Source organism: Paenibacillus sp. LjRoot153 (assembly GCF_964253085.1).
GTDB lineage: Bacteria > Bacillota > Bacilli > Paenibacillales > NBRC-103111 > Paenibacillus_E.
Map to the genome: position 1 here is coordinate 5,692,687 of NZ_CAXUQH020000001.1, position 20,202 is coordinate 5,712,888.

The following is a 20,202-nucleotide window of genomic DNA, read 5'->3' on the forward strand; positions in this document are numbered from 1 at the left end:
TTAAACTTAAACGCCAACCCTTCGGTACGGGTTAAGCGCTTAATTTGATCATACTGTATTTTTATTTTACTAGCAATACTTTTTTTTTCAATCTGAAACGTCTCACATACATCCCCTGTAAATCGGCCATTTATGGCGTTAACTTACTACTCCTATACTCCTTAGGTGACATCTGAAATTGCTGCTTGAATACATTCGTAAAATAATTCGGTTCGTCAAACCCTATGGCACAAGCTATTTCGAATATTTTCATATCGGTATTTCGAAGAAGTAAAGCCGCCTTATCCATACGGACACGGGTAACAAAGCGCGTGAAGCTTTCCCCTGTAGCCTTTTTGAAAACGACACTGAAATAGCTTGGGTTTAAATGAATATGCGTCGCAACATCTGTCAAACGACACTCCTCATTGTAGTGCTCCTCGATATATTTAATGGCTCGCTCGACCACATTATCACTTTTGGAGGCCTGCCATTGATTAAATTGGAGCAGAAAATACTTCACTTGCTCAGCTGCCCAATCCAGCACCTCCTTCGAGGTCCAATTGTTCTGTGGCATCTCGTTTGGAAGCCTTGCTAAGGCAGGAAGATCTGCCGGATCAAATTGCTTCTGAATCGTTCCGTGCATTGCAATAGAAAGCGACAACGCGCCAATTCTCATCTCCTCTGGCGATGCGAGACTCAGCTCCTCTAGAACCCGATTCAATAACACGTGTAAGCTATCCTCTTGACCAACTAGAATGGCTGACATGAGCCCAACTTCCATTTCTCTAACCCGTGCTTGATGTTGCGAAAGCAGAATACCGGATCCCGCCTCACCACCTGTGATGGCAGGGAGTTTAATGGGATCTGAGACGGCCTCTTTCGTTAACACATACAATTGAGCCAAATCAATGGCGGAAGGCGCGAGACCCATAGAAACCATACCTGTGTGAATTTTCAAGTATTCAAAGGAGGCCGTAGGAATGCTGCTTTGCAGACTTTCGTCTAGCTGATGAAATTCCGTTACTAATAAAAAGGTATCATGCTCCACTAATACGAGCCGCGCTTCCAGCCCTGCTCCCTTCACCAGCTCCTCGACAATATTGGAAAAAGCAAATTGCAGCAAGCTCACATCCCGTTTACCATTCGATTTATTCGCCAAATCTTCATTATTCAAGTGCAACAGCCACAATTCTTTACCCGCCAGAACACGATTCACGTCTGCTAACGTGCTCATTTCATAAGGAAGGTCCAGCAATACCGCACGAAGATCTTGATCTTGTTGCAGCTGCATTTGCAAGTGTTGTTTCTGCTGATGCGCATACTTCTCATAAAACCGTTCGGACGCTTTGTTCATGATCTGACGTACATCCTCTTCCGTGCACGGCTTAATCAAAATATCTAAGGCTCCTAGCCGCACAGCAGCTTGGGCATACTCGAAATTTTTGTATCCTGTCAGAATGATCACAATCATTTCGGGATAATTCTTACGCAGATGTCCAACGAATTCGATTCCATCCATGATGGGCATTCGGATATCCGTTAGAACTAGATCAGGCTGAAGCTCATCAAGCATCATCAAGGCATCCTGGCCATTGCCCGCCTCGCCGACCACTTGCCAACCCAGATCACCACCCTGCAGCATCTTAACTAGCCCTTTTCTAAAATTCAACTGATCTTCGACAATCAGAACTCTTCCGCTTCTCATTCTAGTGATCTCCTTTCATCATTCGTTAGAAGAGGCAGAATAAGACGCATGGTGGTTCCGCTTCCTACAAGACTTGTTATTTCCATTCGGAACGGCGGACCATACACCAACTCAATCCTTCTCACAACACTCCGTACCCCTAGACTCTCACGTCCATCCGTACGATAAGGCAAGGAAGAACCCTGAACTCCCAAGATTTGTGAAATAGCCTCTTCATCCATGCCACACCCATTATCCGTCACATCAATCTCTAGAAATCCATCGCGGCTGCTTGCCTTGAGGATCAATACTTTCTGTGAAACCATATTGCGAAAAGCATGCATGAATACATTTTCAACTAACGGTTGGAGCAGCGAACGCATCACCTGAACGTCCATCACATCCTCATCCACTTGAATGATGGTTTCCAAATCCGTCTCAAACAGTTCCTTCTGTATCTTCAAATAGTTACGGATCTGCTGGAATTCTTCCTTTACCGTCGTCAGCGTTCGAACAGGCATCAAGGAATATTTGAGCATCTCCGAAATGGCAGCGATCAAGGCGGCCGTCTCGGTTTCATCTTGCAAATAAAGCTTCCAATATATTTCATTGAACATGTTGTGCAGGAAATGAGGATTCAATTGCGCTTGTAAAGCTTTAAGCTCAGCCTCTTTCTCACTTAATTGCGTTAGGTATACTTCCTTAATTAGCCGTCCGACTTGTTCGGCCATTGCATTAAAGCTTTCTCCCATATAAGCTAACTCGTCATGGGTACGTATTTCGATTCGTGCATCGAAATCACCTGACCTCACCTTGCGGAGTCCTAGCATTAAATCCTTGAGCGGACGGAGTAAATTCCCTGTGGAAAGTACAATTAGAACACTAGCAAGCAGGATACTAACCAAACCAGAGTAAACAATCATCTTAAATAAATCTCGGCTTCTGGATTGAATCTCTGTTAGCGATGTCCCACTAACTAACTTAAAGTTAGTTACTTCAGATTCTCCCTCCACATACAAATGATGCTCCATTAATTGCGTTCGATTCATATTTTGAAGGAGAGCTAATTGATCTAAATGAACAGGCGAGTTGGTAAATAACAGTTCTCTATTTTTATTAAATAAGTAGACCTGGCCCTGACCTGCCTTCGTCAGCTCCTTAAGTGAGCCTGAGAAGAAGGATTCGTCAAAAGCCATGACGAGAACTCCGTAGGTCGTCAAACTACTATTTTTCATAAACCTTGCCACAATAATTGTATTTCTATAACCGCTAGGCTCAATAGAGGAGGCCATCGGTAGGCTAATCCAGACAAGGTCGCCAGAGGTGTCGCTAATTTTGGAACGAATCACCTTGAATACGTTCTCATCAGGTACATTAATGGCAGAAGTCGTATAGCTAAAATACGAAGGATTCCCATTTAAGTCATATAGATACATCCCCGTAATATAGGGAGCATCCGATTTGAGTTGGTAAATCTGATCTTCGATTTGCTTCTTATCATAATAGCGATTAAAAGCATCAGAGTCCTCGCTCAGATTAATGCGTGAAATCACTTTTTCAATGGATGGATTAAATACAACAGTTTGCGAAATACGAACAACTTCCTGCACCTTAAGGTCCAGCTTCGCTAACGCTTCTTCGTTCGTGCTGGAAAATTGCTTACTGATCTCTTCCTCGAACAACGTTAAGTTGTAACGATACGTTAAATATCCGGTCAAGCAAAATGCCAATAAAATAATGATGGATAAACTGAGAGTAAGTTTCACCCTGAAGCTGCGATTAATCATCAATACATTTCGAATCCAGGATAGCATCTCATTACCCCTTTGTTTACCACATAAGAATTTCTAAGTTTCCAGTACTCGGGTGAACAAATTCTTATTGGCGATAAAAATAACATTTAAAACGCGGTCGCACATCCTCGAAGTACTTCGATAGAAGTTTTTCTCATAAATGACCGAGTCTTAAACGATATTATAACAACAATAATCGGTTTCTCGCTATTTTTTTAATTTCAGAACCAAAACAAAGAAAAAACCGATGTTCCCAAGTTAAGGGGACACCGGTCTTTTATTAATCTAACTATTGCTTGAAAGTGGTCAACAACCGCTTAACGGATTCACCATATTCGTTCGTGAAAGTCTCAAATACTTTGACCTGAATCGGGAAATCAAGTTGGTTGGATCTCGCATTTAAATCTATCGTGTTTGTACCATTGTACAAACGGCCTTCACCTGACAATGCTTCAACTGATTTTCCCACTGGATTTCCAACATTATCAAATAATTCGAATGAGAGCATACTATTAAACTTATCCACTGTTACTTGCTTATCAGGTTTAATGTCCAGATCCAGCTTCAGTTTATAATCATAGGACATTGTAGCTTGGTAAATAGCTGAAATTGTCCAATCTTTGATGGTAATTGCATAGGGGTACACGTTTAGAATTTTGCTCGTTGGGTCGTTCTTTTGAACAGGTACCTTTGCCGTTGCAAGAAGTGATTTATATGTTGTTTCTCCATTCGCTTGTTGGCTATAGAGGTTCATTTTAAGACCTTCACCCGTCTCCGAAGCTGGAAGTGCATACGAATAACTAACGACATAGGAGGCTTTAGGAACAACACTTAGTGCCGCAGCTACCTGTCTTTTTCCTCCATAGGCATAACCATCTTTACTAACAAGCTCCGTTTGGATCGCCGGAATTGGGATCGGACGGTCACTATTGTTCGTCAATTTAAACTTTGCCACGGCCGTATTAAAACCATCGTCTTCATTACTTGTTACATGTAACTCAACCAAAGAAACATCGACATTAGACGGAACGAATTTATTCGTAGAATCCAGTTTAACTGGTGTACCTAAGACATATTCTGGGGCAGGGATGACTCCCTGCGTTGCAGCTCCTGTTGGGAGAAGAATATTGACACGTCCAACCCGATAAGTGTCATCGTGAAACTTACCATCTCCCGTCGCAACGGCAAAACTCTCTGGTGTCACTACATTCAAGCTGGTGAATTCCGTATCCAGATCTGTTGGAATGACGATATGGATATATTTCTTCTCACCTGGATCTAGGATAACCGAAGTTTCAGCACGACTACCGGAATAAACGTTACTTTCTGTCTTCCCATCGATCCCAAAGTTAGGTACGGTCTGACGTTCTTTGGTTGGATTTACAACTTGAATTTGAACAACCGTGGAAACGCCTTTGGCTGTAATTTCCTTATGAATGTCTACAGGAATGAATCCAAGGGTCGAGCGCAAAGAAGGTAAAGTAAATGCTTCTCCCCATTTAAGAATAGCCGATGAATTCGTTATTATACTGTCACTGCCGTTCCATACGATACCAGCGTCAACAGGTATCGAAAGCAGTGTCGTTTCTTCCTTCGGATACACTTCCATATCCACATCTATAAAGTTGAGGCTCGTTAGAGCAACATCGTCACTCCGTTCAACGATCGACAAGTAGCTGAGTTCCAACTGACTCTTGGGTTGAATAGATTTTGGGTTTTTGGCACTAGGCTGCAGTGTATATTCGATGCCATCTGCCATCAGAACCCGTAATTCAAAGTCAGGTACACGCGTGATTTTATCACTCGTATTTCTCATTCGAATGACGGCACCTAGCTTCGTTGAATCCGATTCGTGCTCATTGAGGATGCTTTTGATTTCAACTTCAATCTTATCCGAAAGTGTATAGCTTACATTCGTATTTACTGCCGTTGCTGCTGCCAAGTTCTGACCATCCGCAGCCCATGCAGGTAAAGAAGCTATAGTTAAAAATGCAGCTGATAGTACAAGAGTAGCCAGGGATCTCTTTATCGTCTTTTTCACTTATTTCTCCTCCTCCAAAATATTAGGTTAGTTACTCACTTTGACCGTGTCTTGATCTTTCAGTTGATGTTGCCCGGAGATTACTAGAATCTCTCCTTCTTTGACCCCAGAAATAACTTCCTGATTCGTCTCATTCAATCGACCAAGTTCAAGTTTACGCTTTTGTACTGTTTCGCCAATTACGACATAGACAAAGTTATTTCCGCCTTCACGAACGATGCTAAGGCTTGGAATGACAGGTACGTTTTGTTCATCATCTTTGGTTAGTTCCACTTGTGCCTTAGATCCTGGTTTCAGCTTGCCATCCGGATTCGGAACCTCCAATTCCAGATCATAAGCTTTGGATTGTCCATTAATGACATCCGATAAGTATGTTACTTTGGCTCCGGCTTTCGTCGTTACGCCAGGAATGTAGAAAGTCAATTCACTCTTACCTCTTACAAGGTTAGCCGACTCTTCGCTAAGTTGGGATTTGATTTTAACTGGGTTTGTCTGTTGAACTTCCCCTACGCGACCACCTGGCGCTAGGGTCTGACCGACCGTAACATTGAGATCCGTCAGCACACCAGAAGCTGGAGCTTTTACTTCAAGATTGCTAAGGGACCTCTCGATATTCTTGGCATTTACTTGCGCAGATTCCAAACTGGACTCCGCTTGTGCCAGCGAATTCGTCTCTTGCATGGTTTTCAGCGATCTACGTTCGCTGGCCAAATCTTTTTTAGAATTGTTTACCTTCGTTTCTATCTGTTCTAAATCGGATTTCGTTGCTGTTCCTAGATCGTATTCATTGTGAACCCTGCTGTAAGCTTTCTCTAGGTCACTAACCGCGGTCTCCATCTTAGAAACACGGTCTTTGGCATCCTCGATACCATTTGATGTATTTTGCTTAGCCGCTGTAAGTCCAGCCTGTGCTCCTTTGATACTTACTGCATTCAAATCCTTTTGTATCAGCACATCCGTCGGATCCAATCGAAAAAGCACTTCGCCCTTCTCAACGATATCTCCACGTTTTTTCAGGATTTCAATGACTTCACCACCAGACTTGGCGATAATATCTAATTGAATGGATGATACGACATCACCCACTTGTTCTACTGGTTCACCAATCTTTTGTTTCGTGATTTTTGCCGTTTTCACTACTTTAACCCCTTGCTGGGCAGCTGTTGTTGCTGCAGGGCTTACTGCTGGTGATGCGGAACATCCTACGGCAATCGCCGCGCTAAGCGCGAGGACACCGAATATCTTGGTACTCTGTTTTATCATAAACAACTGACGTTTCATATTCATTTTCCCCTTTTCCCCGATATAGATGATTAACGTGCAGATGCTACTTGCTCTGATTGAATGGAATTCGGCTTTCGTTTTCTCTTGAAGAAGCCGCCTTCTCTTTTCTTAAATAGGATCTCATACATAATTGGCACGATTACGAGCGTTAGTAGCGTTGAAGTCGTAAGACCGCCGATAACGACAACTGCTAAACCTTTGGAAATGATCGTTCCTTTGGATAATCCAAGTCCTAAGGGCATTAGTGCAAGTATAGTTGCACCTGCCGTCATGATAATAGGTCTTAACCTCGTAATTCCGGCTTCAATTAGTGCGTCACGAATCGAATAATCTTGCTCTCTTAGCTGCTGCACGCGGTCTACGAGTACAATCGCATTTGTTACAACGATACCGATCAGCATGAGGAAGCCGATGAGTGACGTTACATTGATCGATTCGCCCGTAATTAGTAGTCCTAAGAGACCCCCAATAGCTGCTAGCGGCAGTGAAAACAGAATGGCAAGCGGCGCCCTAGCGTTACCAAAGGCAATAACCATGACGATGTAAACAATGAAGATGGAAGCAATGATAGCCATAAACATTTGCATGAAGCTTTTTTGAATATCGTCGGATACACCCTTCACTTCACGAGTGACGCCAGAAGGCAGTTCTAACTTGGCCAGTTCTTCCGTAACTTTCTTGCTGACGCCGCCTTTATCCGTGGCATCAATTTTTGCTCTTACACTAACGATTTGTTCTTGATCTTCACGACTAATGCTATTTGGTGCTTCAATCTGTTCAACTCGAGCTACTTCATTTAACTGTATCGTTTGACCAGTAGGCGTCTTGATTAAAAAAGTACCCAGTTTATCCACAGAGTTTTTGTACACTGGATTCAACATAACTTTAGTCGCATAAGTAATGTTATTAAATTTCAAATCTCCCAGCTTCTCTTCTGCTATCCAGGCGTTGACAGATTGCAAAATTTGAGCACTTGAAAGTCCATACAATCGTGCTTTGTTCTGATTTACGATAATCTCGACTTCGGTTTTGGAATCACTCAAGCTGTCTTTAATGTCATTCAGCTCAGGGAATTCCTTCATTTTATCTTTAACCAATTGTGATGCTTGCTTCAGATAAAGCTGGTCATCCCCTTTAAGAGAGTATGAGAAATCAGCTCCAGTTGAGGTAGGAGGCCCTCCAGTAAACAATTGTATATTCACATCTGATCCTTGTGGCATCAGTTTCAACATATCTTCCTTATACTTTTTGACACCTTCAGTCGCATCGGTTTCAGCTGTTAGCTCGAAGAACATCATTGCTCGATACGCATATCGATCACTGCTTTGGTTATATCCAACAAGTGATTCAATGTACTTGAATGCAGGTTTGCCTGCTTTGTCTGTGTGTAATTTTAAATCTTTTTCAAGTTCTTTGGACATCTCATTCATCATCTCAATGGATGTTTCTCGCGGCATTTTAATCTCAATAACACCTTGTTTTACAGCTTCACTATTCGGCATAAAAGCCACCGCTAAATTTGGCACTGTAATGAAGATCGAGATAACAAGGGCAACGGCAGCCATCAATAAAGTTTTGATACGATTATTCAACGACCATACGAGCGCTTTCTTATATTTCACTCCCATTGGCCCCACGTGATTTTCATCGTGACTTGCAAGTTTCTTGCTTTTAAGCACCATAATCTTCGCCAACATTGGAATTACGGTTAATGCAACTATTAATGAGGACATTAAAGCAACGACAAGTGTTATAGCAAAAGGACGGAATACTTCACCAACTACCCCACTTACGAATCCAATGGGTCCAAATACACCCACTGTTGTAATTGTTGAGGAAGTAATCGCGCTTGAAACCTGTTTCGTTGCTAATTTAATAACAGATTCATTACGATCTTGAGCTTTTTGCAGCTGACTATAGATATTCTCAATAACGACGATACTGTCATCCACGACTCGCCCGACTGCAATGGCCATTCCACCTAATGTCATGATGTTTAGGGAAATACCTAGAGGACCCATAAATAGTAACGTAACAAGAATTGAGAGAGGAATCGACACGAGTACGATGATCGTCATACGTGCATTGCGAAGGAAAAGCAAGATCATTAATGAAGCAAGTACTGCGCCTAATCCGCCTTCTTGCACCATTCCGTGGATGGAATCTTTAATATCGTTGGCAGAATTGTAGATTTTGTGGAATTTCACGCCAGGCAGCGTTTGGCCCCAGTCTGTCATGAGTTTGTCAGCACTATCAGCAAATTCTACTGCATTCGCAGCTTTCGTTTTGTAAAGCAGTACGCCGATGGCTGGTAGCTCATCTAATCTTGCAATGAACTTAGACTCACTGATAGCTTCAACTTTGGCAATTTGTTTGAGAAGAAGTGTATCGCCTGTTTTTGTTGTGATTTTCAAATTATCCAAGTTATATATCGTATCCAGTTCACCTTTGACTCGAACCATCTGCGTGTTTCCATTGAAATCTACCGTACCTGCCGGGCTAGACACCAATGAGGCTTTGATCAAACTTGAAACTTCTGATGGTGTTAGTCCATAATTATTTATCGCAGGCGCATCAAGTTTAATGGTAAGTACAGCATCCTGATTACCAACAGAGTCTACATGATCGATTCCCTTGAGCCCATTGAAGCCGGGAAGAATCGTATCTTTGTAGGCTTTATCCAGCTCAGTTTGGTTCATCCCTGCCTCACCGTAAACCGCCAAATAATAGACAGGATCAGAAGCAAAGCCTGCAGTTAATACTTTGGGCTTCTCAGAGCCTTGAGGCAGCTTAACATTAGAAATCAAGCTCTCCACATCTTTCTTAACATCTTCAGGCTTCTTATCTTGGTCTAACTCCAGGATAATCTGTGAGTAATTGTCCTGTGATCCGGAGCTTAGGGTTTTGAGTCCATCCAACCCTGCAACAGCCTTCTCTAGTGGCTTAGTGATTTCATCAAGAACATCCTTCGGAGGCGCTACATATGTAGTGCTAATAATGACAACCGGAAATGTAATATCTGGCATACTTTCTACCTTCAGTGTGGTTGTAGAATATGTTCCTCCTACGACCAACAGCAGCATGACGATGAAAATCGCTGCCACATTTTTCATTGAAAACTCAGTTAACTTGGACATTCTCACTTCTCCCCTATCACCAGCTTTAATCCTTACATTCTTACTACTCACTCATTCATCATAACTTGGAATTAATTAACAATAAATATACTAAAATTGACAATTCCATGTTTTCTTGATCAGGATTTATTATAGCTTTTCATTTTGATAAAAACAGGTGAGTAAAGTCATATTCTAGTCATATTTTGGTAATACGAACAGCTAAAACGCTTGTGACTTCATGTGAAAAAAAGCATATATGTTCTTCTCTAGACAGGTGTTTTCCAACAAAACAAAACCGATGTTCCCCAAAATACGAGGGCATCGGTTTTCTGATTTTCAAACTATATGGATATGAACAAGCACCTCCAACTGGTGGCGAAGGCGGTTGTGATGTTCACTGGTATAGACTGACCCATCGCTATCGCAATCATCATTGCCATCTCAGTGCCATATTCAATTCTTCAGTTGCATCAATTAAAAAATAAAGGAAACGTAAAGGAAACGAATGCTGCCCACAGTCCGTAGACTGGCAAATACTTCGTAACGGTATCTTGGATAGCCAACGGTCCGGTTTTGTTTTGTAGAAATCGCAGATAGGAGAGCATAATCCAAATGAGATTAGCCCAAATTAGGATGTTTACGCCTAGAACTGCCAGTCTGTTAGGGGATATCCCGTATGAAGAAAGCCTGAACACAATAGCGGATAAAGCCACACTGTCAATGATCAGAGCAAGGACAATGAGGGCAAAATTAATATAATCCGAAATGTTCTTCTTCTCGTCTTTGCCGCTTTCGGTAATAGAGAATATGGTGACGGCCAATACAGCAAGAAGTACTCCGTTAAAAGACAGGAGAAAATCTCGATCCAAGAATGGATTTTTTCCGACCACAACAACCGTTATGAGATAAACCAATAAGGTTACCAGAACAAGCGGACTAAAAATTTTGGCAATATAGGGGGCTATATTTTTGGCAAGCTTAAGGTTTCTAGATACGAGGTATACAGCCACAAGTGAGAGCGCGGCAGCACCAAATATAACGACATTTTCAAAGTAAAATTCAGATATATCCATGCCTACAAATTTAAATAGCTGCATAGTTAAACCTGTTAACAGCATTCCGCTAATGGCCATGCAGGCGTAGAGTATAGCGAGTTCTCCATTAAATTTAAGATAGGCTAATCGTGCGCTGCCTCTGCCATACTCATTTCCTGTGAATGCAAGCCCAACGACTACCCATAAGAATATGGGAAGGTGTATATATGCCAGAATAATACTGTCAGTCCACTCTACTGGCAACAGATTCAGAAATACCCCGGAGATGAGGAAAGACGATGCAAGGGTGTAAAGAATCTTTTTATTCGGGACATTATTGGTTACAAAATACATAGCGATTAAGAGAAGTATGGCAAACACAATATTAATTGGGGCTATCGTATTATCATCGGCAAAATGAAAAAGGATTCTTGTAATGGTCCCGGCCAAAATGGCTAAAATGCCCATGGAAATGAAATCTTTCTGAAACAAGGAAGCTTTCTCGGTAGGTATCTTTTCCTTGAAATACAACCTTTGATACCACACGCCAAGTACCTGTGAATCAGGGTTCTGTTCCCACGCGTATGTGAATGACTTTTTAAATGCCTCGGGTTCTTCTCTAAACATTCTCTCCAGCTCTTGGGGGTTCGCGATATTGTCAATAATCAGATTGGTACTGTTCATAGTTATTCCTCCCCCCCAATTAAGGCAGACTTTCCTCTCGGTATTCTAAAATATCACCAGGCTGACAATCTAAAGCTTTACAAATCGCCTCTAACGTTGATAATCGAATTGCTTTTGCCTTTCCATTTTTCAATATAGATAGGTTAGCCATTGTAATTCCAACCTTCTCTGCAAGCTCTGTTACGCTCATTTTTCTCTTCGCCAACATCACATCAATATTAATAATTATCGCCATGTTATCACCTCAGACCGTCAAATCATTTTCAGATTTTATATCAATAGCCTCTTTTAAAAGCTTTTGGAGAACAGCAGCAAAAACAGCAATCACCATAGAAGCAAAAATCATGACCATGCCAATGACTATGATACCTGGGGCATCGTCTCTCTCCGCAAGGAGATAAAATAGTGGCATCCCTAACACATACAAGCCGCTGATCGTGATTGCACAGAGTTTAATTTTCTTTAAGACACTTACAGATAATTCCGAGAAAGCTTTATTCTTGTCAATATAGCCTAGAAGTTTAAAGGTTTGGTACAGAGCAATGTAAAAAGGTATCGCCGATGCATACAAATCAATCATAAAGAGATATTTCAAATACGAATGATCTGGATATAATTCTACTGCAAAATTCGCGATCTCAGGCACTGCAAATATACACAAAGCAAGCACGGGGATTCCCATAAGAATAACAGCTATCTTTAAAAAGAGTGTTGATCCACGTTCCATAAAAAAGCCCCTCACTTATCATTTAATTTTGATTTGAATTTATCACATAATTTATCGTTTTGCAATAAATAAATAATGATTTTCAGCTTATTATTGTTGTTAAATGTACACCACTCAAATACTTCGGACATAAAAAAACCAGTAAATAATTCTATGGATTTTGTAAAGATTTCTAGAAATATACAAAACCTTCACTTGAATTTGACATTGGTCAAATAAACAAGCGTTAGTCTAGTAACGAGCGTGTTTGTTTAATAATGTTCATGGAGGAGCTTGAAATGAATGCAATAGAAAGAGATTTACCCCAAGTAAGAAAATCACAAACTACTGTAAAAGCAGCGCATCCACGCAAAGTAACGCTCAGCCAGAGCTTGGCGGAGACGATCCTTGGTTATATCTTTTTGTTTCCATCTCTTTTGCTATTTGCCATCTTTTTGTTTTATCCTCTGATGCAAACCTTTTATCTCAGTTTACACGAAACTGATCCGCGAGGCAGAGTTGCGTCCTTCGTTGGACTCGATAATTTCACCGCGATATTCACTTCTGAACGATTCTATCAGAGCTTAGGCGTTACAGGCCTATTTACACTGCTAACAGTACCTACAGTTATCGTAATTGCACTCCTGCTCGCCGCATTTACGCACAATCAGCTCAAAGGTATGCGAATTTTCCAATTCATTTTTTCACTACCAGTTGTTCTATCTGTCGGAACTTCAGCCGTGATCTGGATGATGCTGTTTCACCCGAGTGTCGGCATGTTGAATTACTTACTGCAGTTAGTCGGTTTAGAGCCTGTGGCATGGCTGACTGACCCGAGATGGGCACTGCTTTCTGTTTCCCTGATGACGGTCTGGATGAACCTCGGCTTCACCTATATTGTCCTGTTGAGCGGTTTACAAGGAGTTCCGGATGAAATCTATGACAGCGCCAAAATCGATGGATCTGGCCCCATTCGTACCTTTGTGCAAATCGTCCTGCCCTTACTTTCACCAACGGTATTCTTCGTCACGATCGTGTCCATCATCGGCGCTTTTCAGTCTTTTGGACAAATTCATATTCTGACCAAAGGGGGACCAGTCAACTCCACGGATGTACTTGTCTACTCCTTGTATCAGGATGCTTTTATTAACTTCCGGTTCGGAACAGGCAGCGCGCAAGCACTTGTCCTTTTCACCATCATCCTTATTTTCACGGTCATTCAGTTTAAAGTGTTTGAAAGGAAGGTGCACTATCAGTGACCACTCGTTTGCAACAAACTTTTGTCTACATCCTATTGATTATCTGCGCTGCACTTGTTCTTTATCCCATCTTCTATACATTCTCATCTGCCTTGATGACGCCCGAGGAAGCTTCCGCCTATCCGCCTCACTTCTTGCCTGGCAGCTTTTATCTGGGTAGTATCATCGCCGTGTTCAAGCTTGTGCCCATCACTACATTTGTTACCAATAGTCTACTTGTATCTATCCTTATTACGCTGGGACAGCTGATTACATCGAGCATGGCCGCCTATGCCTTTACCAATATTCGCTTCATAGGCAAAGCCTTCATCTTTGCTCTCTTCATGGCTACCATGATGATTCCCTGGGAGGTCACCATTATTCCCAACTATTTGACGGTTAAAAAATGGGACTGGCTCGATAGCATGCAGGGGCTAACCGTTCCGTTCCTGGCGACGGCCTTTGGAACCTTCCTCCTGCGGCAATTCTTCTTACAGCTGCCCAAAGAGCTGTTCGAAGCGGCTCGCATCGATGGATGCGGACACTTTCGCATGTTCCTGCGAATCGTGCTTCCACTAGGACGTCCGGCCTTGGCAACGCTAGCTGTGTATGCCTTTTTAAATGCATGGAACATGTATCTATGGCCGCTGCTCATCACGAACAGCGAAGCCATGAGAACCGTGCAAATTGGCATCGCGATGCTGCAATTCGAAGAGTTGACCGTATGGAATTTGGTTCTGGCAGGTGTAAGCATCGTCTTGCTGCCATCCCTCTTATTGCTCGTCCTCGGTTTAAAGCAGCTCGTACGCGGACTTACGGCTGGTGCTGTGAAAGGTTAATCCATCTAGATGGTTGTTCTGTTCAGCAATTCGCTGAATCAGATTTCCATATATTAAAGAAAAGAGATAAGGGAGAGAAACGAAAACTATGAAAACTTTGCAAACGAAAAGCTCCATCCTTGCTATGACTGCAATTATGGTGCTGTTAACTAGTGCTTGCGGCAAGGCTGAAACAACGACTTCAGGGAGTACGGCAGAAAGCAAACCGGCGGCAAGTACGGCTGCAGCGGATGTCAAAAAACCAACAGAACCCGTTAAAGTGATCTGGTGGCACTCTATGAGTGGAGAGCTTGGCAAAGCTGTTGATAAATTAGTGGCAGATTTTAATAGCTCACAGAAGAATGTACAAGTTGAAGCTGTATTCCAAGGTACTTATGATGAAAGTATCAACAAAATGAAAGCATCGATGGATACCAAAAGCGGCCCTTCCCTCATTCAAGTTTACGAAATCGGCTCCCGCTTCATGATTGATTCCAAAGCCATCACGCCCGTACAAAAGTATGTCGATGCCGATAAATTCGATCTTTCCCAGCTCGAAGAGAACATTCTGAATTATTATAAAGTCGATGGCAAACTGAATTCCATGCCTTTCAACACCTCTAACCCGATCCTATATTACAACAAAGATATGTTCAAAGCCGCAGGACTCGACCCAGAGAAACCACCGACTACGTACGAAGAAATCACGAAAGCTGCTGGGGCGCTTAGTAAAGATGGGAAATCCGGCTCTTCCTTTGCCATCTACGGCTGGTTTATGGAGCAATTCTTTGCTAACCAAGGTGTTGAATACCTCAATAATGGGAATGGTCGTACCGCATCAGCAACGGAATCCATGGTCAACAACGAAGCCGGCGTCAAAACACTAACCTGGTGGAAAGAAATGGTCGACAGCAAAACGTCCGCCAACCTTGGCCGTAAAACAGATGACACGAAAAAAGCTTTCTTAGCTGGCCAAATCGCGATGACATTAGATTCGACAGCCTCACTTCGCGGTATTGTAAGCGGCGCTGAAGGCAAATTCCAAGTAGGTACAGGCCCGCTTCCTAAGCCATCCGATGCCAAAGACGGCGGTGTTGTCGTTGGTGGCGCGAGTCTTTACATCTTGAATAACAAGTCAGAAGCCGAGCAACAGGGGGCTTGGGAATTCATTAAATTTCTAACTACACCGCAAACGCAAGCATGGTGGAACGTGAACACAGGCTATTTCCCAATTACAAAGAAAGCGTATGATGAACAAATTCTCAAAGATAACCTTGCGAAATACCCGCAATTCCAAACGGCCATCGATCAATTACACAAAACGAAAGCGAACACCGCAACCCAAGGTGCCGTAATGGGCGTTTTCCCAGAAGCGCGTCAAATCGTCGAAACAGCGATCGAAGAGGCTTTGACTGGCAAAAAAGCGCCAAAAGAGGCGCTGGATAATGCAGCTAAGAGTATTACAGAGAAAATTGGTGCTTATAACAAAACAGTGAAATAGATAATCCAGGAAATAATGTTCGCTAATGCAAGATACCCATAGGCAGAACACCTTTTTTTCAAAGTGTCCCGTCTATGGGTATCTCTTTTACCTTTTTGAGGCCTGTCATTTGAACCATCCCTTCTCTTTGAAACGCATAATAGCCTCAATTCGGTTGCTGACATTGAGCTTATCGAGAATAACGGAAATGTAGTTGCGAACAGTGCCTCTTGTTATGAACATGTGATCAGCGATTTCCTTCGTATTTTTACCGTCGGCGATCAGATTTAGTACTTCCTTTTCCCTCTCGGTCAAAGGATTTTCTTCATTATAAGTCTCATCTACCAGCTCTGAGGCATAGATACGCCTGCCTGCCATCACACTCCGAATCGAGGTAGCCAGTTCCTCGCTTGGGCTATCTTTCAACAAATAACCGTTGGCACCAGCCTTCACGGCCCTTTCAAAATACCCGTAACGGGCAAATGTGGTCAATATAATGACTTTGCAACCCAAACCCTTTAGTTCCTCCGCCGCATCTAAACCGCTCATTATTGGCATCTCGATATCCATGACACAAATATCTGGCTTATGCAGTTTAACCAGCTTAACAGCGTCTTCGCCATTGCTAGCTTTACCAACGACCTGCATATCCTCTTCCAAATCAAGTAAGGATGCAAGTGCGCCCAACAGCATTCGTTGGTCCTCGGCAATCACAATTCGGATCATATCCGCACCTCCCTTTCTGGTGGTATGATAGCATTCGGCACTTTGATAACAATCATGGTTCCATTGTCTGAGACGATTTCCATACAACCGTTGACAAACTCAAGTCGCTCTTTCATGCCCCGTAATCCATTTCCAAGTAACACAAGACATTCTTTCGTCATGCCAATCCCATTGTCCCCGACCTTGATAACGAGATCGCTTGGTGATGGCTCAATGGAGATCGAACACGTAGTAGCACTACTATGTTTGATAATATTCGTAATCGATTCCTTCAAACACATGCTCAACACATTCTCATTGATCAGGGACGTGTTGGTTAACTTCGGATCTCCCTCCAGAACGAGCTCGATCTCTGCAGCCTTCAAAATCTGTTTGATTCGAAACATCTCTTCCACTAGTCTCGTTCCGCGCATTTGCGTTACGATTTCCCGAACTTCCTTTAACGCTATTCTAGCTGTCTGACGAACATCATTGATTTCGATTTGTGCTTGCGTTGGATTTTTGCTAATTAATTTCCCAGCCAAATCACTCTTCAAACCAATTAATGAGAGCTTTTGACCAAGTGTATCGTGTAAGTCGCGGGCGATTCTTTGACGCTCTTCTAGCTTTACCAACTCGGAAATTCGCTTATTTGCATCCTCTAGCTGCCCCTGGAGTTTTTCACTCCTATTTCGGTTAAACGTGGTGACTGGAATGAGAATAACGGCAATTACACTAATGATGATAAAAGGCAATTGCGTAAAATACACAGGATTTTGGGATACCAATCCATAGTTAATCGTGACAATCGTCGTTACTAGATGAATGCAGTACAACGTAATAAATCCTGCCCGACTTTTCATGGTGCCAATAAAAAATGCTAAAAACAGAGAGAAGTACACATAACTGAATACGATAGCCATGGTAATCGATATAATGATTTGTACACTAGTCCAAAAGTACACAATCCATCCTTTAGATACGAAGGACAGCACATAGCAACTAAAGAAAACCATAATCATGATTGTGCCTAATACAATTTGATATGTGGTAGAAGAACGAAATATGAAATAAAAAGGGAGGATATAGAAGACAACCCACACATACGGACTAAGACCGGTGTTTTTGTGAAAAATTTGATACCACTTTTGCATAGTCCGTTTAGCCTCTTTTTCTTCAACATAGATTTAATTTTATTTTAGCACAAACATGAAACGATGTATTTATTGCCCTTGTAAGCTCGATTTACGGACTTTTACTTTTAATTTGTTAGCCAAAGGATCATGCTCATCTTCCTTAAGGTGCACCTGTTTCATATTTTTATAACCGACAAACGTTTTGTTACGCTCATCCCATAGACGGAAACGTAGCGACTTCAAACTGGTGCCGATTGTAATGGTCGTTGCTTTTTGAAGCGGAGGCGTAGCATTATGAGCCTTTTCCAAATTATAATTTGGCACTTTCGGACTCAAATGATGGACATGATGAAACCCAATGTTGCCAGTAATCCATTGCAATAGCTTTGGCAGCTTATAATAGGAGCTTCCATCTACCGCGGCTTTCACATAACTCCACTCATCCTCATTCTCGAAGTAGGAGTCTTCGAACTGATGTTGCACATAAAAAAGCCAGATTCCCATCAAGCCAGCTACGAACATAATTGGAGCTTGAATCAGAACAAACGACTGCCATCCAATTATCCAGATCAGTCCCCCATATAAAGCAAGGATAGAGACATTTGTCATATACGTACTGATTCTTTCCTTACGTCTTGCACCTTTCGTATTAAAGCGGTTCGTAAATAGGAACAAAAAGATAGGACCCAGTCCGAACATAATAAATGGATTCCGATATAACCGATAAGCAATTCGAACCCATAGGGAAGACGCCGCATATTCGTCGACGGTAAGTACCCACATATCACCTACTCCACGTTTCTCGAGGTTGCTGCTCGTTGCATGATGGATAGAATGACTATTCTTCCATTGCTGATAGGGAAATAGTGTAAGGATACCCGTAATCGTACCGATGATTTCGTTTGCTCTACGGCTTTTGAAGAACGATTGATGACAACAATCATGGAAAATGATAAAAGTTCGTATCACGAAACCGGATGCGATGATCGTAATCGGTAGTGTGATCCAATAGGATAGAGATAGGCTTAGATACGCAGCAAACCATAGAAGGAATAAAGGTCCTAAGGTGTTAATTAGCTGTTTGATACTAGCCCTCGTATTTGATATTTCATAAGGGGCAACCTGTTTTTTTAAGTTTGTTAGTGTGGATTGTGTCATCGTATAGTTCCTCCTCGATATGGTGCGCAGGACATGTTAGCGAATATCAGTTGTCGTTTCCTATCTTCATTATAGATATCGCTTTCAATTCGTTGCAGTCATAAACATCATGTAGACGGTATGACATATGTCATATAGGAAAGGAATAACCATTATTAATTTGCTTATCAAACTTTTGTGTGCTATGATTGTTGTATAAACGGCTTTGACATAAACTCACATATTGAAAAAGTGATCATTTGTGTAATGGTACCTTTTTCAATGTGTGATTTTTTTTGTTTAAAAAAGCATGTTAATAACAATTTGGAGGTAATTATATTATGGAAACAGGAACAGTGAAATGGTTTAACGCAGAGAAAGGTTTTGGATTTATTGAAATGGAAGGCGGAAATGACGTATTCGTTCATTTCTCCGCAATTCAAGGAGATGGCTTCAAATCATTGGACGAAGGACAACGCGTAGAATTTAATGTTGCTCAAGGCAACCGTGGTCCTCAAGCCGAGAATGTTGTAAAACTGTAAATCACAATGAACTGTCCTTAACACGAGTTAAGGGCAGTTTTTTATTAGAAGGAGGAGTGTAGACCATGTATTTTCGAAGAAAATCGATTGAGGATCTCATTCAGGAAGACACGAAAGTCTGGGCATGTAATAATGAAGATTGTAAGGGTTGGATTCGGGACAATTTTTCCTTTGAATACGTACCAACTTGCCACCAATGCCTTTCTCCAATGATTAGCAGCTTGAAAATGCTCCCTATCATTTCTAACTCCAATAAAAATTTGAAGTCTCTTCATAAAGGCAGACTGATCTCCTAGTCATAGAACGTTCATATCACCCCTTTTCAATATCACCCCTTTTCAATACACAGCAAAACCGATGCTCCCAAAGTTAGGGGCATCGGTTTTCTTATTTTCAAGCTATGTGGATATGAAAAAGCTCTTCCAACTCCATCTCCAGCACTTCGCTTAATCGCTTCGCTGTTGATGGACCCACTGATTTAATCGACCGTTCCAGTAAACTTATGTACGCATGGCTCACACCTGAGTGCCGCGCTAGCTCTCGTTGCGAGTAGCCTTTCATGACCCTTGCCTTAATGAATGCATCTGTTTTGGCTTTAATTTGAATATGCATCGGCGTTGAATGTCAGTCCCCCATCCTCACTTCGTCCTATTTGAAGTATACCTTGTGCACGTTCACTAATGCAACAATAAAAGTTTACAATAGTGATCAAATGCACAAGCATCCATTATTTTATAGGTCCGTTAATCAAGGAAAATAAAGTTTATATTCCCTTGAACAAATCACTTTATTCCGTGTTTAGCAGTAAATAAGGTCCAG

17 protein-coding genes are annotated in these 20,202 nt (G+C 42.0%); 5 read left to right on the plus strand and 12 right to left on the minus strand.

What is annotated here, in order from left to right; genetic code table 11:
* Positions 1-130: 130 nt before the first annotated feature.
* The 8 genes from ACSQ8P_RS24555 to ACSQ8P_RS24590 form a co-directional block, all read right to left on the minus strand.
* Positions 131-1,687, minus strand: a complete 1,557-nt coding sequence (locus tag ACSQ8P_RS24555) for a response regulator transcription factor (protein ID WP_436237590.1) — start codon at positions 1,685-1,687, stop codon at positions 131-133.
* Positions 1,684-3,480, minus strand: coding sequence for a cache domain-containing sensor histidine kinase (locus ACSQ8P_RS24560; protein ID WP_436237591.1), 1,797 nt, complete (start codon positions 3,478-3,480; stop codon positions 1,684-1,686). The genes ACSQ8P_RS24555 and ACSQ8P_RS24560 overlap by 4 nt, the downstream gene beginning before the upstream one ends.
* Positions 3,481-3,748: 268 nt before the next feature.
* A complete protein-coding gene (locus tag ACSQ8P_RS24565; protein ID WP_436237592.1) occupies positions 3,749-5,500 on the minus strand; it encodes a hypothetical protein in 1,752 nt (583 codons plus the stop codon).
* A 27-nt stretch (positions 5,501-5,527) separates the two neighbouring features.
* Complete coding sequence (locus ACSQ8P_RS24570) at positions 5,528-6,781, minus strand: efflux RND transporter periplasmic adaptor subunit (protein ID WP_436237593.1); 1,254 nt, start codon at positions 6,779-6,781, stop codon at positions 5,528-5,530.
* Between the two features lie 32 nt (positions 6,782-6,813).
* Positions 6,814-9,921 carry an efflux RND transporter permease subunit gene (locus tag ACSQ8P_RS24575; protein ID WP_436237594.1) on the minus strand — a complete coding sequence of 1,036 codons (3,108 nt, stop codon included), beginning with the start codon at positions 9,919-9,921 and terminating at the stop codon, positions 6,814-6,816.
* Positions 9,922-10,373: 452 nt separating this feature from the next.
* Entirely contained in the window at positions 10,374-11,621 is a 1,248-nt protein-coding gene (locus ACSQ8P_RS24580; protein WP_436237595.1) for a DUF4153 domain-containing protein, read from the minus strand.
* Positions 11,622-11,640: 19 nt separating this feature from the next.
* Positions 11,641-11,856, minus strand: coding sequence for a helix-turn-helix domain-containing protein (locus ACSQ8P_RS24585; RefSeq protein ID WP_436237596.1), 216 nt, complete (start codon positions 11,854-11,856; stop codon positions 11,641-11,643).
* 9 nt (positions 11,857-11,865) lie between these two features.
* Entirely contained in the window at positions 11,866-12,348 is a 483-nt protein-coding gene (locus ACSQ8P_RS24590) for a DUF2975 domain-containing protein (protein WP_436237597.1), read from the minus strand.
* A gap of 278 nt (positions 12,349-12,626) precedes the next feature.
* Here ACSQ8P_RS24590 and ACSQ8P_RS24595 point away from each other — a divergent pair, with 278 nt between their 5' ends.
* The 3 genes from ACSQ8P_RS24595 (at position 12,627) to ACSQ8P_RS24605 (ending at position 15,884) form a co-directional block, all read left to right on the plus strand.
* Positions 12,627-13,586 carry a carbohydrate ABC transporter permease gene (locus ACSQ8P_RS24595; RefSeq protein ID WP_436237598.1) on the plus strand — a complete coding sequence of 320 codons (960 nt, stop codon included), beginning with the start codon at positions 12,627-12,629 and terminating at the stop codon, positions 13,584-13,586.
* Entirely contained in the window at positions 13,583-14,404 is an 822-nt protein-coding gene (locus ACSQ8P_RS24600; RefSeq protein WP_436237599.1) for a carbohydrate ABC transporter permease, read from the plus strand. The genes ACSQ8P_RS24595 and ACSQ8P_RS24600 overlap by 4 nt, the downstream gene beginning before the upstream one ends.
* 88 nt (positions 14,405-14,492) lie before the next feature.
* Positions 14,493-15,884, plus strand: a complete 1,392-nt coding sequence (locus ACSQ8P_RS24605; RefSeq protein ID WP_436237600.1) for an ABC transporter substrate-binding protein — start codon at positions 14,493-14,495, stop codon at positions 15,882-15,884.
* 105 nt (positions 15,885-15,989) lie between these two features.
* Here the strand turns inward: ACSQ8P_RS24605 and ACSQ8P_RS24610 are convergent, their stop codons facing one another.
* The 3 genes from ACSQ8P_RS24610 to ACSQ8P_RS24620 form a co-directional block, all read right to left on the minus strand.
* Complete coding sequence (locus ACSQ8P_RS24610) at positions 15,990-16,589, minus strand: response regulator (RefSeq protein ID WP_436237601.1); 600 nt, start codon at positions 16,587-16,589, stop codon at positions 15,990-15,992.
* Positions 16,586-17,722, minus strand: coding sequence for a histidine kinase (locus ACSQ8P_RS24615; protein WP_436237602.1), 1,137 nt, complete (start codon positions 17,720-17,722; stop codon positions 16,586-16,588). The genes ACSQ8P_RS24610 and ACSQ8P_RS24615 overlap by 4 nt, the downstream gene beginning before the upstream one ends.
* Before the next feature lie 69 nt (positions 17,723-17,791).
* The gene (locus tag ACSQ8P_RS24620; RefSeq protein ID WP_436237603.1) at positions 17,792-18,862 is read right to left on the minus strand and encodes a fatty acid desaturase; all 1,071 of its coding nucleotides are present in this window, start codon (positions 18,860-18,862) and stop codon (positions 17,792-17,794) included.
* 320 nt (positions 18,863-19,182) lie between these two features.
* On the opposite strand from ACSQ8P_RS24620, the gene ACSQ8P_RS24625 reads away from it, so the two are divergent.
* Both ACSQ8P_RS24625 and ACSQ8P_RS24630 read left to right on the plus strand, forming a co-directional pair.
* Positions 19,183-19,383 (plus strand): cold-shock protein, encoded by a 201-nt coding sequence (locus ACSQ8P_RS24625; protein ID WP_056625586.1) that lies wholly within the window; start codon positions 19,183-19,185, stop codon positions 19,381-19,383.
* Positions 19,384-19,448: 65 nt separating this feature from the next.
* Positions 19,449-19,679, plus strand: a complete 231-nt coding sequence (locus ACSQ8P_RS24630) for a cold-shock protein (RefSeq protein WP_436237604.1) — start codon at positions 19,449-19,451, stop codon at positions 19,677-19,679.
* 97 nt (positions 19,680-19,776) lie between these two features.
* On the opposite strand, the gene ACSQ8P_RS24635 is transcribed toward ACSQ8P_RS24630, so the two are convergent.
* A complete protein-coding gene (locus tag ACSQ8P_RS24635; protein WP_436237605.1) occupies positions 19,777-19,995 on the minus strand; it encodes a helix-turn-helix domain-containing protein in 219 nt (72 codons plus the stop codon).
* Between the last annotated feature and the right edge of the window lie 207 nt (positions 19,996-20,202).